The organism is Serratia sp. HMSC15F11 (assembly GCF_001808215.1).
Taxonomy (GTDB): Bacteria; Pseudomonadota; Gammaproteobacteria; order Enterobacterales; family Enterobacteriaceae; genus Serratia; species Serratia nevei.
Genome location: NZ_KV792496.1, coordinates 71,643 through 97,204, shown reverse-complemented (window position 1 = coordinate 97,204; position 25,562 = coordinate 71,643). Strand labels below are relative to the sequence as shown.

Genomic DNA, 25,562 nt, shown 5'->3' with positions numbered 1-25,562 from the left:
GGTAAAGCGCGATGAACCACAAAAAAGCCGCCAATCACTGGCGGCTTTTTGCTTATTCAGTCGGTAACTCATACGGCGCGAATCTAATCACCTCTTCCCCGATCCAGCCGTTCACCTCCTTCATGCGCTCTTGCAGCGGCGTCAGCTCGTTGCGCACAAACACCTGAGCGGCCTTTTTCACGTCCCCGAAGCCACCGGTATTGTTCGGGATAATCCCCATCATCTGCGGCGGTACGCGGTGCGCACTCAGCAGATCGTCGCGGCTGGCGTTCTTGATGTTGAAAAAGTCGTCTTTGGTGGCGACCTCGGACAGCGGCAAGATTTTGATGCCGTCCGGCGCGTACATAAACAGATTGCGGAAGTTCCCCAAGCCCTTGGTGTCGCGCATGGCTTGGCGCATTCTGTCAACGTCGCTTGTACTCTGCGCCGCGTCGGTCATATACAGAATGTAACCCGCGTGTGCGCCGTTCTGGTAATACTTGCGGCGGAACAGCGTCGCCGCCTCGTTCAGCCAAGCGGAGTTAAGCGCGCTGAGATACTCCGACAGGCCGTACAGTTCCTGATTGATGTCCGGCTCAATCAGGTGAAAAACACTGTCGGTCTTGAAGCGGTGCGCCTCTTTCCAGTTCTGCACAAACCAGTAAGCGCCGCGCTCAACACCGCGCCGTGTGTACTTGGCCAGGGAGGATTTCAGCTGCAGCGGGGCACCGAGCATGTTTTGACGCTCCTCTAAATAGGCGTTGCCGAACACCAGATAATCCAGCGCATAGCGGCTAAATTCCTGCTGACTTAACAGCCGGTGCGGGATAAACGTTGACGCTAAAATATTGCGCTTAACGTACATCGGCGAGCTGTGATGCACGGCGGCGCGCACGCTGCGCGCCAGCCCGTCGAATGAGATCGGCGGCTCGTACCACTTGCCATTGGTCGTACATTCGATGTAATCCAGAATTTCCCGCTTATCCAGCACCGCGGACGGCTCGCCAAAGGTAAACGCCTCAAAATCCTGCTTCTGCTCTGTTGTCGGGGCTGGCGCCGGGGGGATAAATGCCTTGCGGCCTTTGCGCTTGCTCATCAGTAAAACTCCAAAATGTTCGGGCTGCTGTGGCCGCTGCCTGCGGTCAGCGGTTCGTTTAAGAGGGCGTGCATGATTGCCCACGCGACATCGGCGTGGCTGGCTTCTTCGCTGCGGCTGGCGGTGTAGGTGGAGCGCGCGCCGCTGGCGGTCATGGTTTTGCGGATCGCCATAAAGGCGGCGGTGATGTCGGTGTGGCTGGTGTCGTATTCCAGACAGCCGCGCCCGATGGTGTCTTTTGCCTTCAGCACCATGGCGGTTTTGATTTCCGGGGTGTATTTGATTTCCCGTGCGGCCGGGAAGAACTCGCGCACCAGCTGGAAAACACCTTGGCCGACGGTGGTCGCATCGATGCCGATGTACTCCACGCAATATTTTTCGGTGAGGTCTTTAATCTTTTGGGCCTGATCGGCAAAGTTCATGCCCTGCCACTGGTGGCGCTCGAGCACGCGGAACTTGCCCCCGGCCACCATTGGCGGTGCGATCACCGCGCACCCGGCGCTGTCGCCGCCGTTGGCTTCCGATGGGTCGTAGCCGATCCACACCGGGCGATAGCCGAACGGCCGCACGGCGTAAGGGTTGAAGTCCTCCCATTCTTCCAGCGTATCGACCAGACAGCCTTGCAGCTCGGCGAACGGGAATACCGACGCGGTATCGTCCACAAATTCACACATCAGCAGGTTCTGATACTCAGCCGGGCTGTATTCGAGCGACAGCTGATCGAGGTCGAACAGGTTACAGCCGCCGGTCAGCGCATCCTCAACCGTGACAATCTGGCGCCATTGCCCATCGCCGCACAGCACGCCTTTTGACAGGTGGCTGTGGCTGAGGTCGATTTGAACGTGATCGGCTTTACTGCGGCGGCCTTTGTTGAACAGTTCTCCCGACCAGAACGGATAAGCGGAGTGCGCCAGACTCGACGGCGTGGAAAAGTAGGTGGTGCGCCACCGCTTGTGCAGCGACATCCCGCTGGCGACTTTGCGCAGCTCCTGAAACTTCGGTATCCAGAAATACTCATCAAGATACAGATTGCCGGTGTAGCTCTGCGCGGTGCGCACGTTGGTGCCGAGGAACATCAACCGGGCGCCGTTCGGCAGCACCATCGGATCTCTCAGTGAGAACACTAAAGAGCGTTATCATCAATGCCAAAACATAAATTGCAGTTGTACTTTTGTGACGTTGGAATCTATTCAGCGGCAGATCGTATCACCGGGCAAAGTTGATATCGCTCCGCCACACCCAACCCGAAGCAATCAGGGAACACTTTGGATTTAACAAGAAGCCTGCGAAAGCAGGTTTTTTTATGTCCGTAAAATGGCTGTCGCCACTTTGTCGCCATAGGGTAGTTAGGTGCTTTGCACGACATTGTTTTATAGGGATATTTTTTCAAGGCAACAAAAAACCCGATAATCTTGAACCTAAAAGGCGGGATTATCGGGCTCCACAAAATGGGGACATCAAAGAAAAGCAGTGGCACTAATTCAGACTGCGGCCCCCAACGAAAGTTCTGGCCGGCGACAAAAAAATCAAAATATTTTTATCGCCGATCCATCTCTCCCGCTAATCGATCAGCCGAGTATCCCCGGCCATAGCACCACGATGAGTGAACCCGCCAGCGTTAACAGCACGTTAGCGATGGCGTAGGTGCCGGCATAGCCCAGCGCCGGAATGTTGCTGCGTGCGGTGTCACTGATAATTTCCATCGCCGGCGCGCAGGTGCGGGCGCCCATGATGGCGCCGAACAGCAGGGCGCGGTTCATGTGCAGCACGTAGGCGCCGAACAGGAAGCAGATAACCACCGGCACCAGGCTGACGATAAGCCCCGCAATCAGCATCTGGCCGCCGACCGCGCCCAGGCTGTGGCCGATGCCGGCGCCGGCGCTCAGGCCTACGCCCGCCATAAACACCATCAGGCCGAATTCTTTCACCATGTTCAGCGCGCCCTGCGGAATGTAGCCGAAGGTCGGGTGGTTGGCGCGCAGGAAGCCGAGCATGATGCCGGACATCAGCAGGCCGGCGGCGTTGCCGATGCCGAACGAGAAGTTACTGAACTGAATGGTGATCTGGCCGATCAGCAGGCCGATGATGAAGAAGGCGCAGAACGCCAGCAGGTCGGTCACCTGGCTGTGGATCGAGATAAAGCCAATCTTCTCCGCCACGCTCTTCACCCGGCGCGCGTCGCCGCTCACCTGCAGCACGTCGCCCTTGTTGAGCACGATGCTGTCGTCGATCGGCATTTCGATCTGGCTGCGGATCACGCGGTTGAGGAAGCAGCCGTGATCGGTCAGCTTCAGCTGGCTCAGGCGCTTGTTCACCGCGTTGCTGTTCTTCACCACGATCTCTTCGGTCACGATGCGCATGTCGAGCAGATCGCGATCGAACACTTCCTTGCCGTTGCGGAAGCTCGGGTCCAGCCGCGCGTGGGCGTCCGGGTAGCCGACCAGTGAGATCTCGTCGCCCACCTGCAGCACCGCGTCACCGTCCGGGTTGGCCAGAATGCCGTTGCGGCGGATGCGTTCGATGTAACAGCCGGTCTGGCGGTAGATGCCCAGTTCGCGCAGGTTCTTGCCGTCGGCCCAGGCCACCAGCTCGGGGCCGACGCGGTAGGCGCGGATCACCGGCAGGTAGACCTTGCGCTGGCTGTCGGTGTCCAGACCGCGTTCGCGGGCGATCTGCTGGGCAGAGGTGGACAGGTCCTGGTGCTGCAGCTTCGGCAGGTAGCGCGCGCCAAAAATCAGGCTGACCAGACCGATCAGGTAGGTGAGGGCGTAGCCGAGGCTCAGATGATCCTGCGCCGCCAGCAGCGCCGGGCCGTTGACGATGGTGTTGCGCAGCGTGTCGCCGGCCCCCACCAGCACCGGCGTGGAGGTCATCGAGCCGGCCAGCATGCCGGCGGTCAGGCCGATGTCCCAGTGGAACAGCTTGCCGAGACCGATGGCGAGCACCATCGCCGAGCCGACCATTACCAGCGCCAGCATCAGGTAGTTTTTGCCGTCGCGGAAGAAAATCGAGAAAAAGTTGGGCCCGGCTTCCACGCCGACGCAGAAAATAAACAGCATAAAGCCGAGATTCAGCGCCTCGGTGTTAATGGCGAAGTGTTGCTGGCCGAGCAGCAGCGAAACCACCAAAACGCCAATGGAATTACCGAGTTGGACGGAGCCCAGACGGAGTTTACCGAGGCACAGCCCCAGTGCGAGTACCACGAACAGTAACAGAATGTAGTTACCGTTTAACAAACTAGCGACGTTTATGTTCACGGAGGATAACTTATTGTTTACCAGTAAGTGCTTGATATAGATAACTATAAGAGATAAATTCAGCCTTAAAACGACGTCATAAATCACCACCAGCGTAAGGCGAAGCGAACCATCGTTCGGCGGCGTTCATTCTAGACGCTATGACCGATGACAGCCAGCACAGAAAGCTGATTTCCTGCGCCGCCGTGCGCATTTAACTCTCTTTTGACCAAGGAAAAAATTCGGTTCAGCGTCTCCACTCGGGGGGGCGGGCCGATTTCTATTGATGCAGTAATTGGGCGGGGGAGAATTCGCATGACGAGTTATAGATATTGGCTGGGCATTCTCAGCTGTTTTTTGTTGTTCAGCCTGGTGTTTCTCGGCCAGCAAACCGGCCTGTTCGGCAGCACGGATCATGAGCATCACGGCGAAACCGGCCTGCTGCTGTTTGTGATCCCCGGTGCGATCGCCAGCTATCTGTCGAGCCGCAAGCGGCTGCTTTGCCCGCTGCTCGGCGCGCTGTATGCGCTGCCGCTGTGCCTGCTTATCCGCCATTTCTGGCTGACACCGTCCTCTTCGTTCTGGCAGGAGCTGGCGTACGCCACCAGCGCGGTGTTTTGGTGCGTGTTCGGTGCGATGCTGATGCTGTTCGCCCTCGGCCTGTTGCAGACGCTGCAGCAGCTGCACCGGCGGCAGCGGCAATAAAAAAAGGCGCGTTAAGCGCCTTTTTTGTCTTTGTCGTTCAAAAACTTACTGGAACAGGTTCAGGTGTTCTTTGGCGTAAGCTTCGAAATCGGTGCAACCGCCGATGTGCTTCTCATCCAGGAAGATCTGCGGCACGGTTTCAACCGGTTTGCCGACGGTTTTTTCCAGATCGGCCTTGGTGATGCCTTCCGCGTGGATGTCAACGTAACGGAAGTTGAAATCGTCGCGTTCTTCAGTCAGTTTTTCCGCCAGTTCTTTAGCGCGGACACAATAAGGACAGCCAGGACGCCCGAAGATTACTGCAAACATGCAACGCTCCTTAATTGGATTTTCAATAAATTGTTCGCTACCGCAACGACATCCCGTCACCGAAAAAGTCATTACCTGCGTCAGATGGCGCCTACTATGCCCGTTGAGGCGGTGAAAAAAAAGCAGGAATTACCTGTTAATCTGATTCATGTAACCAATTAGTCGGCCGGGGCTGTCGCCGCCGACGGGAATTCACTACACTGGGGGCAGACCTTCTGGAGAAGAAAAATATGCGTTCATTCGGTGACTTACCGCGCCCGGTGCTGGTGTTGGAAGGGCTGGGCATCGTGATGCTGGTGTTGGCCTACCTCAGCATTCACGGCCACCTGCAGCTGCCGGGCTGGCTGGCGTCGCAGCAGGCGGCGGTCGGCATGATTTTCCTCGGTGTAGCGCTGATGGTGCCGGCGGCGGCGTTTCTGGTGTGGCGCGTGGTGCAAGGCTTCGGGCCGTTGATGCGCGGCGGGTTGCCGCCGGAAAACGATCGCCGCAAACCGCAATCGAAAGATAATCAGGATAGCGATCCGCGCGCCTGAGCGCCGCGGCCGCTAACTCGCCTGCCGGGCAGGCGTTGGCCTTTTTGGGGTGACGAGTGAAAATTGCCATTCTTTCTCGCGACGGAACGCTCTACTCATGCAAGCGGCTGCGTGAAGCGGCGGAAGATCGCGGGCACAGCATCGATATCATCGATCCGCTCTCCTGCTACATGAATATCAATCCGGCGGCGCCGACCATTCATTATCGCGGCCGCCAACTGGAGCGTTACGATGCGGTGATCCCGCGCATCGGCTCCGCCATCACCTTTTACGGCACCGCGGTGCTGCGCCAGTTCGAGCTGCTCGGCAGCTACCCGCTAAACGAATCCGTGGCCATTACCCGCGCCCGCGACAAGCTGCGCTCGCTGCAGCTGTTGGCGCGGCAGGGCATCGATTTGCCGATCACCGGTTTTGCCCATTCGCCCGACGACACCGGCGACCTGATCGAGCTGGTCGGCGGCGCGCCGCTGGTGGTCAAGCTGGTGGAGGGCACGCAGGGCATCGGCGTGGTGCTGGCGGAAACCCGCCAGGCGGCGGAAAGCGTGATCGACGCCTTTCGCGGGCTGAACGCCCACATCCTGGTGCAGGAATACGTGCGCGAGGCACAGGGCAGCGATGTGCGCTGCCTGGTGGTCGGCGGCCGGGTGGTGGCCGCCATTGAACGGCAGGCCAAGCCGGGTGAGTTTCGCTCCAACCTGCACCGCGGCGGCACCGCCCGCAAGGTGACCATCACCGCCAGGGAGCGGGCGATCGCGGTGAAGGCGGCGAGCACGCTGGGGCTGGACGTCGCCGGGGTGGATATTCTGCGCGCCGAGCGCGGCCCGCTGGTGATGGAGGTCAACGCGTCGCCGGGGCTCGAAGGCGTGGAAACCACCACCGGGCTGGACATCGCCGGCATGATGATCGAATACATCGAGCAGCGCGGCCGGCCTGGCTTTCGCCTGAAATCCGGCGGGTGACGGGGCGGGCGGCGCGCTTTTCTCGCCGAGCAATATCTTAATTAGTGAATTAAGCCGCATTGATCGTGGCGTATCGGGTGAATATTCCGTAAGCTATGCGCCTTTTCGCGTATTGAATATTGTGAGGCTGGTTATTATGGATTCACTCATTGTCCCCGATTTGGCGCTGTTGCGGCGCTGGCTGGATCAGTCGGGCATTTCTTTCTTTGAGTGCGATTCCTGCCAGGCGCTGCACCTGCCGCACATGCAGAACTTCGACGGCGTGTTCGACGCCAAGATAGATCTGGTGGACAACGTCATTCTGTTCTCCGCGCTGGCCGAGGTGAAGCCGACCGCGCTGATCCCGCTGGTGGCGGACCTGAGCCAAATCAACGCCAGTTCGCTGACCATCAAAGCCTTTGTCGACATTCAGGACGACAACCTGCCGAAGCTGATTGTCTGCCAGTCGCTGAGCGTGGCGGTCGGCATCACCTATGAGCAGTTCACCCACTTTATGCAGCAGGGTGAAGAGCAGGTCTCGATGGTGATCCTCGAAGCGCGGGCGAACGATCTGCTGTTTATGGGGGATGAAGAAGAGATCCCCGCTGGCGCCGTGCGTCAGCCGATGCTGCACTGATCCTCGCTGTACCTTAAGCATGCCGTCGCTCCGGCGGCATGCTGCCGTTATTCCCCTCCGCAATAAAATATTCTGCACTTTGGCCTTTGCCGCCCGATCTTTCTCTCCTTTTGTGCCGTTAATGGCGTATCACATAGAGAAAAACTGCATAAAAAATCGATAAAAGGCGTTTTTTACCCTGGGGGCTGGCGGGTTGCGGTAGCAGCGGCTATGCTGCTGATTCTGCAAAGGGCTTGCGATTTCCCTTGTGACCACGCGAGCAGGGCAGTGAAAAAAGGCGCATGCAATCATATGCATAGCCATTCAGTTCGCGGTTGCAACGATTGCGCTCAATCAGGAAAGGTTTTGTATCGCTGCAGATACAAGTTCAATTCTATGATTCACCCTGTTTTGGAGGAAGTTACGGATGGTCACCCAACGTAAAAAGTGGTTATCGGGTGTGGTTGCCGGCCTGTTGATGGCCGCGTCCGTCACGGCGTCAGCCGAAGAGAAAACGCTGCACGTGTATAACTGGTCCGACTATATCGCGCCGGATACCCTGGCCAAATTCCAGAAAGAAACCGGTATCAAAGTGGTGTACGACGTCTTTGACTCCAACGAAGTGTTGGAAGGCAAACTGATGGCGGGCAGCACCGGCTACGATTTGGTGGTTCCTTCGTCCAACTTCCTCGAGCGTCAGTCGCAGGCCGGCATTTTCGAGCCGCTCGACAAGAGCAAGATCCCCAACTACAAAAATCTCGATCCCGAGATGCTGAAGCTGGTGGCGCACAACGACAAGGACAACAAATACGGCATCCCTTACATGATGGTGACCACCGGCATCGGCTATAACGTCGACAAGGTGAAGGCGGTGCTGGGGAAAGACGCGCCGGTCAACAGTTGGGATCTGATCTTCAAGCCGGAAAACCTCGAGAAGCTGAAAAGCTGCGGCGTTTCCTTCCTCGATGCGCCGAGCGAAGTCTACGCCACCGTGCTGCACTACCTCGGTAAAGATCCCAACAGCACCAACGCGGCGGACTACACCGGCGCGGCCAACGATCTGCTGTTGAAGCTGCGGCCGAACATCCGCTATTTCCACTCTTCCCAGTACATCAACGATCTGGCGAACGGCGACATCTGCGTGGCGATCGGCTGGTCCGGCGACGTGATGCAGGCGGCCAACCGCGCCAAAGAGGCGAAGAACGGCGTGAACGTGGCCTATGCGATCCCGAAAGAGGGAGCGCTGACCTACTTCGACATGTTCGCCATGCCGGCGGACGCCAAGAACAAGGACGTCGCCTACCAGTTCCTGAACTTCTTGCTGAAGCCGGACGTGATGGCGGACATCAGCAATCACGTTTACTATGCCAATGCGGTGAAGGATTCCACGCCGCTGGTGAATGCCGAAGTGCGCGACAACCCGAACGTCTATCCGCCGGCCGATGTTCGCGCCAAGCTGTTCACGCTCAACGTGCAGTCGCCGAAGCTGGATCGTGTCATTACCCGCGCATGGACTAAAGTTAAAAGCGGGAAGTGATGATAGGGGGATAGCCCCCTATCGTCGGTAAACCGGCAGGCGGGTGCCCCGCCTGCATTGCCGTTTTGGGCCACGGCGCTCGCCGTGGTTTTGTGCCGCTTTACGCCGGAGAGCACCCCGATTGAACGACGCCATCCCTCGCCCTCAAGCCAAGTCGCAGAAGGTTTTCACCCCTCTGCTGGAAATCCGTAACCTCACCAAAACCTTCGACGGGCAGAACGCGGTCGAAGACGTCAGCCTTACCATCTACAAGGGCGAAATCTTTGCGCTGCTCGGCCCGTCCGGCTGCGGCAAATCCACCTTGCTGCGCATGCTGGCCGGCTTCGAGCAGCCTTCGGAAGGGCAGATCGTGCTCGATGGGCAGGATATGTCGCACGTGCCGCCGTACCAGCGGCCGATCAACATGATGTTTCAGTCTTACGCGCTGTTCCCGCACATGACGGTAGAGCAGAACATCGCCTTCGGCCTGAAGCAGGACAAAATGCCGCGGGCGGAAATCGCCGAGCGGGTGGCGGAAATGCTGGCGCTGGTGCATATGCAGGAGTACGCCAGGCGCAAGCCGCACCAGCTTTCCGGCGGCCAGCGGCAACGGGTGGCGCTGGCGCGCAGCCTGGCCAAGCGGCCGAAGCTGCTGCTGCTGGATGAGCCGATGGGCGCGCTGGACAAGAAGCTGCGCGATCGCATGCAGCTGGAAGTGACCGACATTCTCGAGCGCGTCGGCGTGACCTGCGTGATGGTGACGCACGATCAGGAGGAGGCGATGACCATGGCGGGGCGCATCGCCATCATGAACCGCGGCAAGTTCGTGCAGATCGGCGAGCCGGAAGAGATCTACGAGCATCCGAACAGCCGCTTCAGCGCCGAATTCATCGGCTCGGTCAACGTCTTCGACTGCGTATTGCAGGAGCGGCACGACGACGCGCTGATCCTGCAAAGCCCCGGATTGCGCCATGCGATCAAGGTCGATCCGGACGCCTCGGTGGTGGACGGCGTGCCGATCCAGGTGGCGCTGCGGCCGGAGAAGATCCTGCTGTGCGAACAGGTGCCGGCAGACGGCTGCAACTTTGCGGTGGGGGAAGTGGCGCACATTGCCTACCTGGGCGATCTGTCCATCTATCACGTGAAGCTGCACAGCGGGCAGATTATCAGCGCCCAGCTGCAAAACGGCCACCGTTTCCGCAAGGGGATGCCGACCTGGGGCGATGAAGTGCGTCTGTGCTGGGAAACCGACAGCTGCGTAGTGTTGACGGTGTAGTGGAGCCGGTGAGGAGTAACCCGTATGACCCTGCTTTCTGACCGCACGCCGGAACCGCCGGCCAAAACGCCCGGCACCTTCAAGGCGCTGTTCCACCGCCTGCTGATGGCTCACGGCCGCAAGCTGGTGATCGCGCTGCCGTATTTATGGCTGACGCTGCTGTTCATGCTGCCGTTCCTGATCGTGTTCAAGATCAGCCTGGCGGAGCTGGCGCTGGCGGTGCCGCCCTACACCGAGCTGCTGAGCTGGGCGGACAGCAAGCTGAACATCGCGCTCAACTTCGCCAACTACCTGCAGCTGACCGACGATCCGCTGTATATCGACGCCTATCTGCAGTCGCTGCGCGTGGCGGCGGTCTCGACGCTGTGCTGCCTGATCATCGGCTATCCGCTGGCCTGGGCGGTGGCCCACAGCAAGGCGTCAACCCGCAACATTCTGCTGCTGCTGGTGATCCTGCCTTCCTGGACCTCGTTCCTGATCCGCGTCTATGCCTGGATGGGCATTTTGAAAAACAACGGCATTCTGAATAACTTTCTGATGTGGCTGGGGGTGATCGACCAGCCGCTGGTGATCCTGCACACCAACCTGGCGGTGTATATCGGCATCGTTTATTCCTATCTGCCGTTTATGGTGCTGCCGATCTACACGGCGCTGATCCGGCTGGATTACTCGCTGGTGGAGGCGTCGCTGGATCTGGGGGCCCGGCCGCTGAAAACCTTCTTCAGCGTGATCGTGCCGCTGACGCGCGGCGGGATTATCGCCGGTTCGATGCTGGTGTTCATTCCGGCGGTGGGCGAGTTCGTGATCCCGGAACTGCTCGGTGGGCCGGACAGCATCATGATCGGCCGTGTGCTGTGGCAGGAGTTCTTCAATAACCGCGACTGGCCGGTGGCCTCGGCGGTCGCTACCATCATGCTGCTGTTGCTGATCGTGCCAATTTTGTGGTTCCACAAACACCAGAACAAGGAAATGGGGGGGCAGGAATGAACAACTTGCCGGTAGTGCGTTCACCGTGGCGTATCGCCATCCTGACGATCGGCTTTACCTTCCTGTATGCGCCGATGCTGATGTTGGTGATCTACTCCTTCAACAGCTCCAAGCTGGTGACGGTATGGGCCGGCTGGTCCACGCGCTGGTATACCGAACTGTTCCACGACTCGGCGATGATCAGCGCGGTGGGGCTCAGCCTGACCATCGCCGCCGCCTCCGCCACCGCCGCGGTGGTACTGGGCGCCATCGCCGCCGTGGTGATGGTGCGCTTCGGCCGTTTTCGCGGTTCGACCGGTTTTGCGTTTATGCTGACCGCACCGCTGGTGATGCCGGACGTGATCACCGGCCTGTCGCTGCTGCTGCTGTTCGTGGCGATGGGGCACGCTTTCGGCTGGCCGTCGGAGCGCGGCATGTTCACCATCTGGCTGGCGCATGTCACCTTCTGTACCGCTTACGTGGCGGTGGTGATCAGCTCGCGCCTGCGCGAGGTGGATCGATCGATCGAGGAAGCGGCGATGGATTTGGGGGCGCCGCCGCTGAAGGTGTTCTTCGTCATCACCTTGCCGATGATCGCGCCGGCGCTGATCTCCGGCTGGATGCTGGCATTCACCCTGTCACTGGACGATCTGGTGATCGCCAGCTTCGTCTCTGGGCCGGGCGCCACCACGCTGCCGATGCTGGTATTCTCCAGCGTGCGCATGGGGGTGAATCCGGAAATTAACGCGCTGGCCAGTTTGATCCTGCTGGTGGTGGGCATTCTCGGCCTGATCGCCTGGTGGTTTATGGCGCGCTCGGAAAAACAACGATCGCGTGAATTACAGCGGGCGGCCCGTAGCTGAATCGTAACAAACCTGCTATTTTTGCAATCAATAAGTATTGCAACTAACTACCTGACGTTACATGCGCCATCTGTATTGGTGGCGCGTTGTAGCGGAACACGGATATGTCAGACATGCTGAAAAGCGGGCAGGGAATGGGATCGACTTCGGATGCACCGGTGCCGGTGATGGTGGCGGGTACCGCCATGGTCGCGATCAAGTGTATCAGCGTGGTGCTGCTGTTGGGCGAACTGGGCGTCGACGGTGCGCAGGAGTTCGTCAACACCAGCGCGCAGGCGTGGGATTCTACCCTTATTTTTCTGGCCGGCCTGATGCTGCTGTGCCTGCAAATCAGCTGCGGTTTTGCGGTGATGCGCGGCCGCAACTGGGGGCGCTGGGGCTATGTGGTCTGCCAGTGCATCGTGGTGCTTTACCTGCTGTTGGCCACCATCGGCAGCGTTTTCCCCGAGGTGTTTACCGTGGAAGGGGAAACCAGCGGCCAAATCCTGCACGTTCTGATCCTGCAAAAGATCCCCGACGTGGTGATCCTGGCGTTGCTGTTCGTCCCTACCGCCAGCCGCCGCTTCTTCGCCGCGCGCAAGTGAGATTTTAGGCGCGCGGAGTGGTAAACTCTGCGCCCTTAATTCGTCATCCTGAACTTCACGGTAATCTTCATGCATTGCGCTTTGTATACGGCGGGCACCTGCCGTTCCTGTCAGTGGCTGGAAAAGCCCTATCCGCAGCAACTGGCCGACAAACAGCATCACCTGCAATCGTTGCTGGCCGGACGCGACGTCGCGCAGTGGCTGCAGCCGGTGGCAGGAGAGCTGAGCGCATTTCGCAATAAAGCCAAGATGGTGGTCAGCGGCAGCGTGGAGCGCCCGCTGCTCGGCATGCTGCACCGCGACGGCATGCCGGTCGATCTGAGCGACTGCCCGCTGTATCCCGCCGGCTTTGCGCCGATGTTTGCGGTGCTGAAAAGCTTTATCGCCCGCGCGGGCCTGACGCCGTATAACGTGGCGCGCAAACGCGGCGAGCTGAAGTACCTGCTGCTGACCGAAAGCACGTTCGACGGCGGCGTGATGCTGCGCTTCGTGCTGCGTTCGGAAACCAAGCTGGCGCAGCTGCGCGCCGCGCTGCCGTGGCTGCAGCAGCAGCTGCCGCAGCTCAAGGTGATCTCCGCCAATATTCAGCCGGTGCACATGGCGATCATGGAAGGGGAGCGCGAGATCGCGCTGACCGAACAGCAGGCGCTGGAGGAGCGGTTCAATCAGGTGCCGCTGTTTATCCGCCCGCAAAGCTTCTTCCAGACCAACCCGCAGGTGGCCGCCGATCTGTATGCCACCGCCCGCGACTGGGTGCGCGCGCTGGGTATCGACAGCATGTGGGATCTGTTCTGCGGCGTCGGCGGTTTCGGCCTGCACTGCGCGCAACCGCAAACGCGGCTGACCGGCATCGAAATCAGCGCGGAAGCGATCGCCTGCGCCCGCCAGTCGGCACAGCGGTTAGGGCTGCTGCACGTAGATTTTCAGGCGCTCGATTCCACCCGCTTCGCCACCGCCGAAGGTCAGGTGCCGCAGCTGGTGCTGGTCAACCCGCCGCGGCGCGGCATCGGCCAGGCGCTGTGCGACTACCTGAGCCGGATGGCGCCGGAGTATATTCTCTATTCCAGCTGCAACGCCGAGAGTATGGCGAAAGATATCGAGATGTTGCCGGGGTACCGCATCGAACGGGTGCAGCTGTTCGACATGTTCCCGCATACCGCGCACTACGAGGTGCTGACGCTGTTGGTGCGGATTTTATAAAACATAAGGCCCGGATAACCGGGCCTTATTGTTTACTGCGGGAACCACTTGTCGTTGATGGCCTTGTAGGTGCCGTCGGCCTTGATGGCGTCCAGCGCGGCGTTCAGCTTGGCCAGCAGCGCTTGGTTATCCGGGCGCACCGCGATGCCGAGGCCGGTGCCGAAGTATTGCGCATCGGTGATGTGCTCGCCCACCGGCGCCAGCTGCGGGTTGGTCTTCAGCCACTCGTTCACCACGGCGGTGTCGCCGAACACGCCGTCGATACGGCCGTTTTTCAGCTCCAGAATGGCGTTCTGGTAGCTGTCGTAAGAGACGGTGCTAATCTCCGGATGCTTGTCCTGCATGTATTTCTGGTGGGTGGTGCCATTTTCCATGCCGAGCTTTTTGCCTTTCAGATCCGCCAGCGAGCTGAACTTGCCTTTTTGCGCGATCACGATCGCCGAGTTGGCGTAGTAAGGCTGGGTGAAGGCGACCTGTTTGCTGCGCTCCGGCGTGATGTCCATACCGGAAATCACCGCATCGTATTTCTTGAATTTCAGCGCGGCGATCAGGCTGTCGAACGCCTGGTTGGTTAACGTGCACTGCGCCTGCATCTGCTTGCACAGCGCGTTGGCCAGATCGATATCGAAGCCGACGATCTGGTTGTTGGCGTCCAGCGATTCGAACGGCGGGTAGGTGGCGGAAGCGGCGAAGCGGATGGTTTCGGCCGCGGTGGCGTTAAAGGTGATCCCGGCCAACATCGTCGCGGCAAGCAGCAGTTTTTTCATGCGTAGAGCTCCTGTCTGAATCCTGAAAGTGATTATTCGCTATCGTTTGTTTTTACTGGTAATCACCAGAGGTTTTTACGTGTGCGCCTGCTGATAACCCTGCCACTGGGTGAATTAAAATGCAATATAAATGATTAAGTATTGCTACGGGGATAAAAAAAGCCCCGCGCAATGGCGGGGCTTATGGGGGGAGGCGGCCTCAGTTGCGGCGTTCAAACGCCAGCGCGCGGCGCTCCACCAAGCGCATCAGCAGCGTCAGCAGGCCGTTGACGCACAGGTACACCAGGCCTGCGGCACCGAATACCATGACGTCGTAGGTGCGGCCGTACATCAGCTGGCTGTAACCCATCACCTCCATCAGCGTGATGGTGTAAGCCAGCGAGGTGCTTTTGAACACCAGCACCACTTCGTTGGAGTAAGACGACAGCGCGCGCTTGAAGGCGAACGGCAGCAGGATGCGCAGCGTCTGCCGACGCGACATGCCCAGCGCTTCGCACGACTGCCACTGCCCGGCGGGAATGGCGCGCACCGCACCGTAGAACAACTGCGTGGTGTAGGCCGCGCTGTTCAGCGCCAGCGCTATCATCGCGCACAGCCAGGGCTGCGACAGCAGGTTCCACAGCCACGGGTAGTCGCGGATGGCCGGGAACTGACCGGGGCCGTAGTAGATCAGGAAAATCTGCACCAGCAACGGCGTGCCGGTGAACAGCGTCACGTAGATCTTGACCAGCGGCGTCAGGATTGGCGTTTTCAGCGTCAGGATCACCGTCAGCAGCAGCGACAGCACCAGCGCGACGAGCAGCGCGGCGACGGTCAGCGTCAGGCTGGTGTGCAACCCTTTGAGGATCTCCGGTAAATACTCAATCATCAGACCGGCCCCCGCTCAAAGCGCGTGGCGCGCAGCTCAATGCGTTTGATGACGTATTGGCTGAACAGCGTCACCAGCAGGTAGATGGCCGCTGCGATCACATACCAGGTAAAAGGTTCCTGGGTACGGGTGGCGATGCTCTTGGTTTGCAGCATCAGATCGTTCACGCTGATCAGCGACACCAGCGCAGTGTCTTTCAGCAACACCAGCCACTGGTTGCCGAGGCCGGGCAGGGCGTGGCGCCACATCTGCGGCATGATCAGGCGAAAGAAGATCGCCGCCTTGCCGAGCCCCAGCGCCTGGCCGGATTCCCACTGTCCCTGCGGCACCGCTTTGAGCGCGCCGCGCAGCGTCTGCGAAGCGTAGGCGGAATAGAGCAGAGCCAGAGCGATCACCCCGCACAGGAACGGGCTGACTTCGAAATTGTCAATCGCCAGCTGAATCGGCAGCTGGAACAGACCGAGGTTGAGGGTAAAGCCGTCGGAGAGCATCAGCAGCAGCTGCGACGAGCCGAAATAGATAAACAGCACCACCAGGATTTCCGGCAGGCCGCGCAGCACGGTCACCCAGGCGGTGCCGAGCCAGCTGACCGCTTTCCAGCGGGACGATTCCCATACGGCGAACAGCATCGCCAGAATCAGCCCGAGGATCAGGGCGCAAACGGCAAGGCCGACGGTCATGCCGGCGGCGCTTGCTAAAGGTTGTAATTCATTCATCGGGGCGTATTACTGCTGGAACCATTTTTTGTAGATGGTTTCATAGGTCCCATCCTGCTTGATCTTGTCCAGAGCGGCGTTGAACTTGCCCTGCAGATCGGTGTTCTTCTGGCGTACCGCGATGCCGAGGCCGGTGCCGAAGTAGTCTTTATCCGTCACTTTGGCGCCCACTGCCGCCAGCGCGTCATTCTGTTTCAGCCACTCGTTCACCACCGCGGTATCGCCGAACACCGCATCAACGCGGCCGTTCTTCAGATCCAAAATGGCGTTCTGGTAGCTGTCGTAAGGCACGGTGGTGATTTCCGGGTGCTTGTCGGTCAGGTATTTCTGGTGGGTGGTGCCGTTTTGCACGCCCACTTTCTTGCCTTTCAGCGCCGCCACGTCGGCGATTTTGCCTTTCTGCGCGATGAACAGCGCCGAGTTATCGTAGTACGGCTTGGTGAACAGCACCTGCTTTTCACGCTCCGGCGTGATGTCCATACCGGCCATGACCGCATCGAAACGCTTGAACTTCAGGCTCGGGATCAGGCTGTCGAACGCCTGGTTGGTGAAGGTGCACTCGGCCTGCATCTCTTTGCACAGGGCATTGGCCAGATCGACATCAAAACCCTGAATCTTGTTGCCGGCGTCAATAAATTCAAATGGAGGATAGGAGGCTTCAGTAGCGAAACGGATCGTTTCGGCTGCGGAGGCGGAAACGCTGATGCCGGCCAGAACGGCGGCGATTATTAGTTTTTTCATCGCAAACTCCCCAAATTACAGCAAGTTAATTGTTAGTGTGATAAGTAGTTGGCAAACTCGGTGGTCCGCGGCTGCGTGAAGTGGCTGCTGTCGCCTTGCTCCACCACGTGGCCGTTTTCCATGTACACCACGCGGCTGGCGGTCTTGCGCGCCACTTCCACTTCGTGGGTGACGATCACCTGTGTGATGCCGGTGCCGGCCAGTTCGCGAATGATGCTGACGATCTGAGCGGTGATTTCCGGATCCAGCGCCGCGGTCGGTTCATCGAACAGCAGTACCTGCGGTTCCATCATCAGGGCACGGGCGATCGCCACGCGCTGCTGCTGGCCGCCGGAAAGGTGCAGCGGGAAGCGATCGGCGAAGTCGGTCAGGCGCAGACGCTTGAGCAGCTTGTCGGCACGCTCCATCGCCTGAGCCTTGGTCAGACCCAGCACGCGGCAAGGCGCTTCGATCAGGTTCTGAACCACGGTGAGGTGAGGCCACAGGTTGTATTGCTGGAACACCATGCCGACATTTTGGCGCAGTTCGCGAATGGCTTTCTCGCCCGGCGCCTGCTTGAAGTCGAATTGGTTGCCGGCGATCTGCAGTTGGCCCGAACGCGGCATTTCCAGCAGGTTCAGTACCCGCAGCAATGAACTTTTCCCGGCGCCGCTTGGGCCAAGCAGCACCAGGGTTTCCCCGGCTGGACAATCCAGCGTGATGTCAAACAGCGCCTGGTGAGCGCCGTAATAGCAATTGATACCGTTAAGTTGAATACTCATGCGCCAGAATTGAATAGACATTGATGCCGCAAATGTTAACTTCCACAGAATACTTATGCAATCTTTGTGCGTTAAAATTTATGAGTGTGCGGCGGGACAGTAAAAGATTAGCACAAGATACCGCGACTCAAGCCGAGGGAGGGGATTTGTGGCGCAGGCTGTGAGATCGGTAGCGAAATTTTTTCTATTGGACGAAATGCGAGCGGTGGGCGGGCGGCGGGGATGACCGACGCGGCAAGCCCGCGTCGGCCGGGGCATGGCGGGTTACTGGTTTTCCAGCACCTGGCGCACGCTGCCGTTGGTGGCGTGCGCTGGAACATTCAGGTAGCGAATATCATCAACCACCCAGCAGGTGCCTTCGCGCACCATCAGCACTTCGTCCTGCCAGTTCACGCTGCTGTTGGCGTCTTTTTGGTAGCTCAAGTCAACGCGCAGCGGGATGTTTTTCGCGTCGGTGTTAGGAATGGTCGAGGCGCTGGCGACGGACGCGCTGCTTGGCCCCTGCGCATTGCCGGAGAACAGATCGCCGGTTATCCGGTGCTTGCCCGGGTTCTGGCCGGCGCTGACCAGATCCTGATACAGCACTTTGCTCAGGTAAGGTTGCAGCTGCGCGAGGCGGTTGCTGTCCGGCAGGCCGACGCCCTGCTGGATGCGCAGGTCATAGAACTTTTGCGCGACCGTATCTGGGCCGCCTTCCACACAGCTGCCGCTGCGGGTGCCGATATCCTTGTATGCCGGTTCCACCGTGGTACAGGCACTCAGCAACAGCGCTAAGGGTAAAACAGCCGCAATCGTTTTTGTTTTCATCTTATTACCTTATGTGAAAGTTTCTACCATGAAGACCGATAGCTTACAGTATAAATGCGTTTTTTTGGCCTTGCATTCGTACTGCGTGCCATTGATTAAGCGAACATAATGCCAATCCTCTGGTCATAGATACGTTGAATTAATCAAACAAGGAATTCTGATGCAGCTTTCAACTCCCCCGACCCTGGAAGGGTTCACCATCACCGAATACTGCGGCGTCGTCACCGGCGAAGCGATCCTCGGCGCTAACATTTTTCGTGATTTCTTCGCCGGCGTGCGCGATATCGTCGGCGGCCGCTCGGGCGCTTATGAGAAAGAGCTGCGCAAGGCGCGCTTGATTGCGTTCGAAGAGCTGGAAGATCAGGCGAAAGAGCTGGGCGCCAACGCGGTGGTCGGCATTGATATTGATTATGAAACCGTTGGCAAAGACGGCAGCATGCTGATGGTGACCGTCAGCGGCACCGCGGTGAAAGTCAGCCGCTAACGCCATTCTCGCGCCCCGGCCGTTCCGCCGGGGCGACGTTTTCTTGCTTTACCCCACCTTGTGCTGCTCGACGATCGGGCGGTGTTCCTGCGGTTTCACCGGCGCCGGCTCTTGGCGATGCTGTATCGGCTGAACGGACGGTTGACGTATCTGCGGCGCCGGGGCCGGATGCGGCATGACGCGCTCTTGCGGCATCGGCGTCGGGCGCACTACCGCCGGGTGCGGCGCTACGGCCGGTTTGTGCACCACCGGCTGAGCGACGTGCGGCGCAACCTGAACCGGTGGCCGCACGGCAGATTGATGCATCGGCGCGACGGCCTGCATCGGATGCGTCTGTACCGGCGCGGAATGCCCGGCCATCGGCTGCTGCGCGTGGGGCGTCGCAGGCGCGGTATGTGTGAACGTCGGCATGCTCATCGGTTGCTGCACATGGGGCGCGTTGACCGATTGTTGCAGGTGCGGCGCGGCCGCTACCGGCTGGTGCACGGCTATCGGCTGCTGTACGTGAGGCGGCACCGGCTGGGTATGCGCAAAGTTCGGCAGGGTCATCGGCGCATGGGCCGCAGGCGCGACGCGCGGCTGTTGCGGCGCCGCGTTTGGCGTCGGTTGGCTGAAGCGCGGCGTTGGCGCGGCGGTGGTCGTATTGTAGTTGTTCACCGTGCTGGTGCTGCTGCGATTCACATTGCTGACGTTGTTATATTGGTTGATGTTGGTGACGCGATTTACCACGGTGGTGGAATGCGACACGTAGGGCGCATTGCGGTAGACCACCGGTTGGCGTCGATCGTCCCAGCGCATATCCCAGTTGTGCCAACCGCTGTTGTGCTGATTGAACAATGAGGCGACCGCGATACCGACGCCGAAGCTGATCGCGCCGGCCGCCAACATGTCGCCGCCGCTGTAGCCGGAAGGTTGATACTGATAGCTGGGATAGGTGGGGATCGGCGTGCCGTAGGCCACCCAAGGGTCGTAATGTGGGACGTAAACCGTATCCGGTTGGCTGGGCTCAATGACGATGGTTTCGCCCGGCGCCGCGACCACGCTCTGGCGATAGGGCTGCTGTTCGACATAACGCGTCGTCGGTGCCACGACGATGCGCTGCTGCGGGGTGTTTTTCAGCGTGCCCTGGCTGGCCGCCCGCTGGCGCATCACCTGAATGGCGTTCATCACGTCGGTGGGATCGTTGAGGTAGGCGCTGCCCAGAGCCGTGGTCCAGGGGATGTTTTTCGCCATTTGATCGAGTACGTCGGGAAATTGCACCAGGCCGCGCACGCTGGGATCCCAGGGCTGAGCGTCGGCTGCCGAGCTGAGCGCCGCCGGCTGCAGGCCGCGGTTTTGCACCAGCCAGGCATCTGCGGCGCTGATTTGGTCGGGATAACCCGCGCCGGCCAACACCTGCGCCAGCAGCTTGTCGGGGAACAGCGCCACCGGGCTGACCAGCTGGTACAGCTGATCGGCGGTCAGCGGCGTATAGGCCGGCGCACTTGCAGTGGCGGCGGGAGCGGCCGGGGGCGGGGCGCTTGCGCCCATCGCGTCGGCGACTTTTTGCCGATCGCAGCCGCTGAGCGGCAGTATGGCGGCACAGAGCAACCAGGACAGACAGCGAGGTGTGAACATGTTCGACTCCGCTCTTTCAGCGCAGATGATACTTTGAGACTATCATGGGCGTGAGAGGCAGCCAGTCGGGAGAAACACCCGCTTGCACATCGGCGTTGTCTGTCATCATTTCTCGATGAGCGTGATGATTGGACACAGATTAATCGCGCGGCGTTACCGCTTTCACGGACGTCAATCAGGAGGATAAGTGAAAATTTGGCCAGGGATCATCGCCACCGCGCTGTTGGCGGGATGCCAAAATCCGCAGCAGGACACGCTCGTCGATCGTGGCGCTTACCAACTCGAAACCCTGCATCAGGCGCAGGGCGCCGATCAACGCATCCGATTTTTGGTGATGCACTACACGGCGGAAGACTTCCATTCATCGCTGAAAACGCTGACCGACGAGCACGTCAGCGCCCATTATCTGCTGCCGGCGCACCCGCAGCGCGAGCACGGCAAACCGACGGTGTACCGGCTGGTGCCGGAGGCGATGCGCGCCTGGCATGCCGGCACCAGCGCCTGGCGCGGCCGCAGCAACCTCAACGACACCTCGATCGGCATCGAAATCGTCAACAAGGGCTTCACCCGCAGCATGCTGTTCACCCACTGGCAACCCTATACGGCGGAGCAGATCGCCGTGCTGATCCCGCTGAGCCGCGACATTGTCCAACGCTATGGTATCCAGCCGCAGGACGTGGTGGGGCACAGCGATATCGCGCCGCAGCGCAAGCAGGATCCCGGCCCGCTGTTCCCCTGGCGGCAGCTGGCCCAGGCCGGTATCGGCGCCTGGCCGGACGAACGAGACGTGCAGCGTTTGCTGGCGGGGCGCGATCGTCATGCGCCGGTACCGATGGTGCCGCTGCTCGAAAAGCTGGCGCGTTACGGCTATGCGATCGACCCGTCATGGGATGCGCGGCAGCAGCGCAATGTGGTGGCGGCGTTTCAGATGCACTTCCGGCCCGACGATGTGCGCGGCGAGCCGGATGCAGAGAGTGAAGCGATTGTCGATGCGCTGCTGGTGAAGTACGGCGCGGCGCGTTGATTACAGGCCGTGCAGCTTGCCGTGATCTTTCAGCCAGCGGGCGGTGCGCGCGATGCCTTCTTCCAGCGAGACGATCGGCTGATAGCCCAGCTCTTGCTGCGCACGGGTGGTATCGAGCGTGAGGTCGAAGTTGAGTTTGGCGACGCCGTAGTGGGTCAGCACCGGCTCCTTCTCGCTTTTGCTGCCGAGGCGTTCCATGCCGCGCGCCATCATGTCGAGCATCGGATAGGGGACGGAGCGGATGCGGCATTTCATGCCCAGATCGTCGATCAGCTGCTGCACCACGGTGCGTAGCGGGCGCGGCTGCTGGTTGGTGATGTTGTAGGCGCGGCCGGACGGGGTATCTTCTTTTAGCGTCGCCAGCCACATGGCGTGCACCGCATTCTCCAGGTAGGTCATGTCCACCATTGCCGCGCCGCCGCGCGGCAGCAGCAGGTTGCCGTAGCGTTTTATCATCTGCAGCAGCCGCGGCAGCATCACCTTGTCGTGCGGTCCGAACAATCCCTGCGGGCGCAGAATGGTGAAATGGGTCTGCGGATTGGACAGCGCCAACTGCTGAATTACCTGCTCGCCGGCGGCCTTGCTGCGCGCGAATTCGTTGGCGTAGCGCTGCGGGCGGAAGTCTTCGGTCACGTTGCGGTGATGGTGGTAATCGAAATAGATCGCCGGGGAGGAGATGTGAATGAACTGCGCTACGCCGTAGGCCGCCGCCCATTCGCCGAGGCGGCGGGTGGCGCGGACGTTGGCCAGTTCGAAGGCCTCTTCGGTGCCCCAGGGCGAGGTAAAGCTGGAGCAGTGCCACAGCACGTCGACGTCCGCCAGCATCGCCTTGGCCTGCGAAGAGATCAGATTGGTGAGATCGGCATGAATAAACTCCGCGCCCATTTTTTCCAGCAGGCCGCCCATCGCCTGGTTGCGGCCGGTGGCGCGCACTTTGATGCCCTGGCGGCGCAGATATTCAACGGCGTTACGGCCTAACCCACTGGTGGCACCGGTGACCAATACCTTCATAACGGACTCTATTCTCACCCAAAATCGGAACACCGGCGGGCGCTTGCGGCGCTCCCAGCAAATAAGATGCCATTCTTCCGTGATTTCGTGCGCTATGCAATCGGAAAGCCCCGAAGCACAGCGGCAAACTGTGCGGTTGATCGACAAATGAACGGCGTTCAGCGCTGTTGGCGGTCCAGGCTCTCGGCAAGCTCGGCGATGCGTTTCGCCATGCCGCGAAAAATGAACAGGTGTGCGGGCATCATGGCGAACCAATACAGCAGCCCGCTGAAGCCGGCCGGATGCCACCAGGCGCGCACGTCCAGCGTGCGGCGATCGCCGTGATCGGTGATGCTGAAGCTCAGCCGCCCCAGCCCCGGTGCCTTCATGCCGAACAGCAGCGCCAGTTGCCGCAGCGGCTTCAGCGTGATGACTTTCCAGCCGTCGATCTCGTCGCCGAGCGCCAGGGTCGCGCGCGCCGGGCGGCCGTAGATCACCCCGTTGCCGATCATGTCGTCCATGCGGGCGCGGATGCGCCACAGAATATTGGCGTAGAAATAGCCTTCTTCGCCCCCCAGCTGCTGCACCGTTTGCCACAGGGCCTCGCGGGTGGCGGCGGTGTCCAGCGAACAACCGGCCTGTTTCGGATAGTAACCGTAGCCGGGGCGCCAGCGGGCCCGCGCCGCCGGATCGTAGCCCCAGTCGGCGGAATCGACCACCTCCTGTTCGCGCTGCAGCGTGGTGGCGACCGCCTGATCAAAGGTGTGCAGCCGCTGCGGGATCAGGGCCTGCAGCGGCCGGCCGTCGGCGGGCAGATCGTGCTTCAGCCCCTGGATCAGCGCGCGGGCGATCGGCGTCGGCACCGAGGTGATCAGGCTGATGAACCACACCGAAATCAGCCGCGTCGGCAAAGGGATCGGGATCAGCCAGCGCCGCTTGCCGCTGAGAGCGATAAAGCGTTTGAACATATCCTGATAGCTGAGGTACTCCGGCCCGGCAACGTCGAAGATGCGGTGTTCCTGCGCCGGGTGCGCCAGCAGATCGGCCAGATAAACCAGCAGGTTCTCCAGCGCCACCGGCGACGACTTCGAGCGCACCCAGCGCGGCGGCGTCAGCACCGGCAGGTTATAGACCATGTCGCGCATCACTTCGAACGCCGCCGAGCCGGGGCCGACGACGATGCCGGCGCGCAGCTCGGTCACCGGCACGCCGCTCTGGCGCAAGATCTCGCCGGTCAGGCGGCGGGCCGCCAGGTGCGGTGAGCTGTCGTCGTTCGGCTGCAGCGCGCCGAGAAAGATCACCTGTTTGACGGCGGCATTGCGCAGTGCGTCGCGCAGGTTTTCCGCCGCCTGGCGCTCCTTCTCGATAAAATCGTCGCCGTCGCCCATCGCGTGCACCAGATAGTAAAGCGTATCGATCTCCCACAGCGCCGCGCTCAGGGTCTCCGGGCGATACAGATCGGCATACAGGCAGTTGACCTGCGGCCAGTTCCGCTCCTGCAGCCACTCGATGCGCCGCGCGGCGGCGGTAATCTGGTGCCCCTGTTCGATCAGGTGCGGGATCAGGTTCTGGCCTATATAGCCGCTGGCTCCAAGAACCAGTACGCGTTGGGGTGTCATCGGGCCGCCTTGTGCGGTAGAGGATTGGCTGAACGACAGGATGCCAAATTCAGGGTTTAAATGCACTTTTTGTATGGGTATAAGCCGGTTGCATACGTCGCGGTGCGAGTTCACACTACGCGCCCCCTTACCGAACGAAAGACCGGATGTCATGAAGCTCAATGTGATTTGTTACGCCCTGCTGGGCGTGGCGCTGCTCGCCAGCCTGTTCTCGCTGCATCCGGTGTGGATGTGGTTGCTGTTGGCCAACCTGCTGACGTTTCTGATCTACGGCGGCGATAAGCTGGCGGCGCGCAAAGGATGGCGGCGGGTGCCGGAGGCGACGCTGTTGCTGTTCGGCGCGCTGGGCGGGTGGTTGGGCGCACTGGCGGCACAGCAGCTGTTTCGCCACAAAACCCAGAAGCAGCCGTTTAAAACCTGGTTCATCCTCAGCGTGGCGCTCAACCTGGTGGCGGTGCTGGGGCTGTGGTACTGGGCTTATGGCCGCTGGATCTTCTGATTACAACAGCAGCGGTAGGGTAGCGCTGGCGGTGGCCTGCATCGCCTGAGCGTAGGCGGGATCGCGCTGAGCCAGTTCGGCGATCATCAACTCCACCAGCAGCATGGCGCCGACTTTGGCCGGCAGGGCGCCGGCGGTCAGCGGCCCTTCCGGTTTGGCCGCCACCAGCAGCGTATCCGCCATTTTAGCCAGCGGGCTGCGTTGGGTGTTGCTGATTGCGATCACGCGTGCGCCGCGCCCTTTGGCCAACGTCACCGCATGCAGCACGTCCTTGGTTGAGCCGGAGCTGGAGATGACGATCAGCAGATCCCGCTCACTCAGCGAGGCGGCGTTCATCGCCGCCCGGTGCATGTCGCTGAACAGCTGCGCCGGTTTGCCGAGGCGCAACAGTTTGTAGTGCAGGAAATCGCCGATGATGGCGCTGGCGGCGACGCCGTAAATCTGCACCGAAGCGCAACGCTGCAGGCTGTCCGCCGCCTGTTGCAGCGCCTGCGGTTCCAACAGCGCGCCGGTATCCCGCAGCGCCTGCACGCTCTCTTCCACCAAATTTTCCGTTGCGCTTTGCCGCGTCGTCGCCTCCGGCTGGTTTTGTTGCAGGCTGAGGGCCAGCGCCATTTTAAATTCGGTATAGCCTTTACAGCCCAGATGGCGGCACAGCCGCGTGACGCTGGCTTCGCTGGTGGCGCTTTCACGCGCCAGTTCGGTGATGGTCAGGTAAACGGCGCGGGAGGGCTCCGCAAGAAGATAGTTGCCGAGCTTTTGCAGCGTGGGGCTGTACCCCGCCAAATCCTGCCGCAGCCGCAATAACAAGTTGCCTGTATTCATCACGTTACCTTTCTGAGTATGCCCGTT

At 60.4% G+C, this 25,562-nt stretch carries 27 protein-coding genes and 1 pseudogene; 14 read left to right on the top strand and 14 right to left on the bottom strand.

What is annotated here, in order from left to right:
* Positions 1–52 precede the first annotated feature (52 nt).
* Positions 53–1,075, bottom strand: coding sequence for a phage portal protein (locus HMPREF3138_RS19675; RefSeq protein WP_038880680.1), 1,023 nt, complete (start codon positions 1,073–1,075; stop codon positions 53–55).
* Positions 1,075–2,184: pseudogene (locus HMPREF3138_RS19670) on the bottom strand (terminase large subunit domain-containing protein); the annotation flags it as partial. The pseudogene HMPREF3138_RS19670 and the gene HMPREF3138_RS19675, both read right to left, overlap by 1 nt.
* Here HMPREF3138_RS19670 and HMPREF3138_RS25795 point away from each other — a divergent pair.
* Positions 2,135–2,350 (top strand): ogr/Delta-like zinc finger family protein, encoded by a 216-nt coding sequence (locus HMPREF3138_RS25795; RefSeq protein ID WP_071605333.1) that lies wholly within the window; start codon positions 2,135–2,137, stop codon positions 2,348–2,350. The pseudogene HMPREF3138_RS19670 and the gene HMPREF3138_RS25795 overlap by 50 nt on opposite strands.
* 293 nt (positions 2,351–2,643) lie before the next feature.
* Here HMPREF3138_RS25795 and HMPREF3138_RS19665 read toward each other — a convergent pair whose 3' ends face one another.
* Positions 2,644–4,332: an aspartate:alanine antiporter gene (locus HMPREF3138_RS19665; protein WP_038880681.1), complete on the bottom strand. Its 1,689-nt coding sequence runs from the start codon at positions 4,330–4,332 to the stop codon at positions 2,644–2,646.
* Between the two features lie 294 nt (positions 4,333–4,626).
* Between HMPREF3138_RS19665 and HMPREF3138_RS19660 the strand changes: the two genes are divergently transcribed.
* Positions 4,627–5,016 carry an inner membrane protein YbjM gene (locus tag HMPREF3138_RS19660; protein WP_033637808.1) on the top strand — a complete coding sequence of 130 codons (390 nt, stop codon included), beginning with the start codon at positions 4,627–4,629 and terminating at the stop codon, positions 5,014–5,016.
* A 45-nt stretch (positions 5,017–5,061) separates the two neighbouring features.
* Here the strand turns inward: HMPREF3138_RS19660 and HMPREF3138_RS19655 are convergent, their stop codons facing one another.
* On the bottom strand, positions 5,062–5,325 hold the full coding sequence (locus tag HMPREF3138_RS19655; protein WP_004938676.1) for a GrxA family glutaredoxin: 264 nt from the start codon (positions 5,323–5,325) through the stop codon (positions 5,062–5,064).
* 230 nt (positions 5,326–5,555) lie between these two features.
* Between HMPREF3138_RS19655 and HMPREF3138_RS19650 the strand changes: the two genes are divergently transcribed.
* From HMPREF3138_RS19650 to rlmC, 9 genes are all read left to right on the top strand, one after another.
* A complete protein-coding gene (locus HMPREF3138_RS19650; protein ID WP_033646672.1) occupies positions 5,556–5,858 on the top strand; it encodes a YbjC family protein in 303 nt (100 codons plus the stop codon).
* Between the two features lie 56 nt (positions 5,859–5,914).
* Entirely contained in the window at positions 5,915–6,817 is a 903-nt protein-coding gene (gene rimK, locus HMPREF3138_RS19645) for a 30S ribosomal protein S6--L-glutamate ligase (protein ID WP_038880682.1), read from the top strand.
* Between the two features lie 136 nt (positions 6,818–6,953).
* Positions 6,954–7,433: a type III secretion system chaperone family protein gene (locus tag HMPREF3138_RS19640; RefSeq protein WP_004938666.1), complete on the top strand. Its 480-nt coding sequence runs from the start codon at positions 6,954–6,956 to the stop codon at positions 7,431–7,433.
* A 406-nt stretch (positions 7,434–7,839) separates the two neighbouring features.
* The gene (gene potF / locus HMPREF3138_RS19635) at positions 7,840–8,949 is read left to right on the top strand and encodes a spermidine/putrescine ABC transporter substrate-binding protein PotF (RefSeq protein WP_038880683.1); all 1,110 of its coding nucleotides are present in this window, start codon (positions 7,840–7,842) and stop codon (positions 8,947–8,949) included.
* A 121-nt stretch (positions 8,950–9,070) separates the two neighbouring features.
* Positions 9,071–10,204 (top strand): putrescine ABC transporter ATP-binding subunit PotG, encoded by a 1,134-nt coding sequence (gene potG / locus HMPREF3138_RS19630; protein WP_038880684.1) that lies wholly within the window; start codon positions 9,071–9,073, stop codon positions 10,202–10,204.
* Positions 10,205–10,228: 24 nt separating this feature from the next.
* The gene (potH, locus tag HMPREF3138_RS19625; RefSeq protein WP_038880685.1) at positions 10,229–11,191 is read left to right on the top strand and encodes a putrescine ABC transporter permease PotH; all 963 of its coding nucleotides are present in this window, start codon (positions 10,229–10,231) and stop codon (positions 11,189–11,191) included.
* Positions 11,188–12,033 carry a putrescine ABC transporter permease PotI gene (gene potI / locus HMPREF3138_RS19620; protein WP_016928360.1) on the top strand — a complete coding sequence of 282 codons (846 nt, stop codon included), beginning with the start codon at positions 11,188–11,190 and terminating at the stop codon, positions 12,031–12,033. The genes potH and potI overlap by 4 nt, the downstream gene beginning before the upstream one ends.
* Positions 12,034–12,137: 104 nt before the next feature.
* Positions 12,138–12,617, top strand: a complete 480-nt coding sequence (locus HMPREF3138_RS19615; protein ID WP_047727995.1) for a YbjO family protein — start codon at positions 12,138–12,140, stop codon at positions 12,615–12,617.
* A gap of 69 nt (positions 12,618–12,686) precedes the next feature.
* Positions 12,687–13,817 (top strand): 23S rRNA (uracil(747)-C(5))-methyltransferase RlmC, encoded by a 1,131-nt coding sequence (gene rlmC, locus HMPREF3138_RS19610; protein WP_038881917.1) that lies wholly within the window; start codon positions 12,687–12,689, stop codon positions 13,815–13,817.
* Between the two features lie 32 nt (positions 13,818–13,849).
* Here the strand turns inward: rlmC and artJ (HMPREF3138_RS19605) are convergent, their stop codons facing one another.
* The 6 genes from artJ (HMPREF3138_RS19605) to HMPREF3138_RS19580 all read right to left on the bottom strand — a co-directional run bounded on the left by artJ (HMPREF3138_RS19605) (position 13,850) and on the right by HMPREF3138_RS19580 (position 18,477).
* Entirely contained in the window at positions 13,850–14,584 is a 735-nt protein-coding gene (artJ, locus tag HMPREF3138_RS19605; RefSeq protein WP_070559250.1) for an arginine ABC transporter substrate-binding protein, read from the bottom strand.
* A 199-nt stretch (positions 14,585–14,783) separates the two neighbouring features.
* Positions 14,784–15,452, bottom strand: a complete 669-nt coding sequence (gene artM, locus HMPREF3138_RS19600) for an arginine ABC transporter permease ArtM (protein WP_038880694.1) — start codon at positions 15,450–15,452, stop codon at positions 14,784–14,786.
* Positions 15,452–16,168: an arginine ABC transporter permease ArtQ gene (gene artQ / locus HMPREF3138_RS19595; RefSeq protein WP_025159684.1), complete on the bottom strand. Its 717-nt coding sequence runs from the start codon at positions 16,166–16,168 to the stop codon at positions 15,452–15,454. The genes artM and artQ overlap by 1 nt, the downstream gene beginning before the upstream one ends.
* A gap of 9 nt (positions 16,169–16,177) precedes the next feature.
* Positions 16,178–16,909: an arginine ABC transporter substrate-binding protein gene (gene artJ / locus HMPREF3138_RS19590; protein ID WP_004928409.1), complete on the bottom strand. Its 732-nt coding sequence runs from the start codon at positions 16,907–16,909 to the stop codon at positions 16,178–16,180.
* A 32-nt stretch (positions 16,910–16,941) separates the two neighbouring features.
* Positions 16,942–17,670: an arginine ABC transporter ATP-binding protein ArtP gene (gene artP / locus HMPREF3138_RS19585; RefSeq protein WP_038884338.1), complete on the bottom strand. Its 729-nt coding sequence runs from the start codon at positions 17,668–17,670 to the stop codon at positions 16,942–16,944.
* A gap of 264 nt (positions 17,671–17,934) precedes the next feature.
* A complete protein-coding gene (locus HMPREF3138_RS19580; RefSeq protein ID WP_038880698.1) occupies positions 17,935–18,477 on the bottom strand; it encodes a lipoprotein in 543 nt (180 codons plus the stop codon).
* A 160-nt stretch (positions 18,478–18,637) separates the two neighbouring features.
* On the opposite strand from HMPREF3138_RS19580, the gene HMPREF3138_RS19575 reads away from it, so the two are divergent.
* Positions 18,638–18,961 (top strand): heavy metal-binding domain-containing protein, encoded by a 324-nt coding sequence (locus tag HMPREF3138_RS19575; protein ID WP_070559249.1) that lies wholly within the window; start codon positions 18,638–18,640, stop codon positions 18,959–18,961.
* Between the two features lie 48 nt (positions 18,962–19,009).
* Here the strand turns inward: HMPREF3138_RS19575 and HMPREF3138_RS19570 are convergent, their stop codons facing one another.
* Positions 19,010–20,578 (bottom strand): DUF3300 domain-containing protein, encoded by a 1,569-nt coding sequence (locus HMPREF3138_RS19570; protein ID WP_038880702.1) that lies wholly within the window; start codon positions 20,576–20,578, stop codon positions 19,010–19,012.
* A 187-nt stretch (positions 20,579–20,765) separates the two neighbouring features.
* Here HMPREF3138_RS19570 and HMPREF3138_RS19565 point away from each other — a divergent pair, with 187 nt between their 5' ends.
* Complete coding sequence (locus HMPREF3138_RS19565) at positions 20,766–21,602, top strand: N-acetylmuramoyl-L-alanine amidase (RefSeq protein ID WP_038880705.1); 837 nt, start codon at positions 20,766–20,768, stop codon at positions 21,600–21,602.
* Here HMPREF3138_RS19565 and HMPREF3138_RS19560 read toward each other — a convergent pair whose 3' ends face one another.
* Both HMPREF3138_RS19560 and HMPREF3138_RS19555 read right to left on the bottom strand, forming a co-directional pair.
* Positions 21,603–22,613 carry an NAD-dependent epimerase/dehydratase family protein gene (locus HMPREF3138_RS19560; protein ID WP_004928393.1) on the bottom strand — a complete coding sequence of 337 codons (1,011 nt, stop codon included), beginning with the start codon at positions 22,611–22,613 and terminating at the stop codon, positions 21,603–21,605.
* A 158-nt stretch (positions 22,614–22,771) separates the two neighbouring features.
* Positions 22,772–24,211 (bottom strand): DUF2867 domain-containing protein, encoded by a 1,440-nt coding sequence (locus HMPREF3138_RS19555; protein ID WP_038880708.1) that lies wholly within the window; start codon positions 24,209–24,211, stop codon positions 22,772–22,774.
* A gap of 151 nt (positions 24,212–24,362) precedes the next feature.
* Here HMPREF3138_RS19555 and HMPREF3138_RS19550 point away from each other — a divergent pair, with 151 nt between their 5' ends.
* Positions 24,363–24,710, top strand: a complete 348-nt coding sequence (locus tag HMPREF3138_RS19550) for a DUF1294 domain-containing protein (protein WP_038880711.1) — start codon at positions 24,363–24,365, stop codon at positions 24,708–24,710.
* Here HMPREF3138_RS19550 and HMPREF3138_RS19545 read toward each other — a convergent pair whose 3' ends face one another.
* Entirely contained in the window at positions 24,711–25,538 is an 828-nt protein-coding gene (locus HMPREF3138_RS19545; protein ID WP_038880714.1) for a MurR/RpiR family transcriptional regulator, read from the bottom strand.
* Between the last annotated feature and the right edge of the window lie 24 nt (positions 25,539–25,562).

Coding starts and splice junctions, on each gene's coding strand:
- artP (WP_038884338.1), bottom strand. CDS start 17,670: ATGAGTATTCAACTTAACGGTATCAATTGCTATTACGGCGCTCACCAG.
- rlmC (WP_038881917.1), top strand. CDS start 12,687: ATGCATTGCGCTTTGTATACGGCGGGCACCTGCCGTTCCTGTCAGTGG.
- HMPREF3138_RS19675 (WP_038880680.1), bottom strand. CDS start 1,075: ATGAGCAAGCGCAAAGGCCGCAAGGCATTTATCCCCCCGGCGCCAGCC.
- artJ (WP_004928409.1), bottom strand. CDS start 16,909: ATGAAAAAACTAATAATCGCCGCCGTTCTGGCCGGCATCAGCGTTTCC.
- HMPREF3138_RS19570 (WP_038880702.1), bottom strand. CDS start 20,578: ATGTTCACACCTCGCTGTCTGTCCTGGTTGCTCTGTGCCGCCATACTG.
- HMPREF3138_RS19550 (WP_038880711.1), top strand. CDS start 24,363: ATGAAGCTCAATGTGATTTGTTACGCCCTGCTGGGCGTGGCGCTGCTC.
- HMPREF3138_RS19655 (WP_004938676.1), bottom strand. CDS start 5,325: ATGTTTGCAGTAATCTTCGGGCGTCCTGGCTGTCCTTATTGTGTCCGC.
- HMPREF3138_RS19555 (WP_038880708.1), bottom strand. CDS start 24,211: ATGACACCCCAACGCGTACTGGTTCTTGGAGCCAGCGGCTATATAGGC.
- HMPREF3138_RS19650 (WP_033646672.1), top strand. CDS start 5,556: ATGCGTTCATTCGGTGACTTACCGCGCCCGGTGCTGGTGTTGGAAGGG.
- HMPREF3138_RS19575 (WP_070559249.1), top strand. CDS start 18,638: ATGCAGCTTTCAACTCCCCCGACCCTGGAAGGGTTCACCATCACCGAA.
- HMPREF3138_RS19560 (WP_004928393.1), bottom strand. CDS start 22,613: ATGAAGGTATTGGTCACCGGTGCCACCAGTGGGTTAGGCCGTAACGCC.
- potF (WP_038880683.1), top strand. CDS start 7,840: ATGGTCACCCAACGTAAAAAGTGGTTATCGGGTGTGGTTGCCGGCCTG.
- HMPREF3138_RS19640 (WP_004938666.1), top strand. CDS start 6,954: ATGGATTCACTCATTGTCCCCGATTTGGCGCTGTTGCGGCGCTGGCTG.
- HMPREF3138_RS19580 (WP_038880698.1), bottom strand. CDS start 18,477: ATGAAAACAAAAACGATTGCGGCTGTTTTACCCTTAGCGCTGTTGCTG.
- potH (WP_038880685.1), top strand. CDS start 10,229: ATGACCCTGCTTTCTGACCGCACGCCGGAACCGCCGGCCAAAACGCCC.
- HMPREF3138_RS19615 (WP_047727995.1), top strand. CDS start 12,138: ATGTCAGACATGCTGAAAAGCGGGCAGGGAATGGGATCGACTTCGGAT.
- HMPREF3138_RS19660 (WP_033637808.1), top strand. CDS start 4,627: ATGACGAGTTATAGATATTGGCTGGGCATTCTCAGCTGTTTTTTGTTG.
- artQ (WP_025159684.1), bottom strand. CDS start 16,168: ATGAATGAATTACAACCTTTAGCAAGCGCCGCCGGCATGACCGTCGGC.
- artJ (WP_070559250.1), bottom strand. CDS start 14,584: ATGAAAAAACTGCTGCTTGCCGCGACGATGTTGGCCGGGATCACCTTT.
- artM (WP_038880694.1), bottom strand. CDS start 15,452: ATGATTGAGTATTTACCGGAGATCCTCAAAGGGTTGCACACCAGCCTG.
- potI (WP_016928360.1), top strand. CDS start 11,188: ATGAACAACTTGCCGGTAGTGCGTTCACCGTGGCGTATCGCCATCCTG.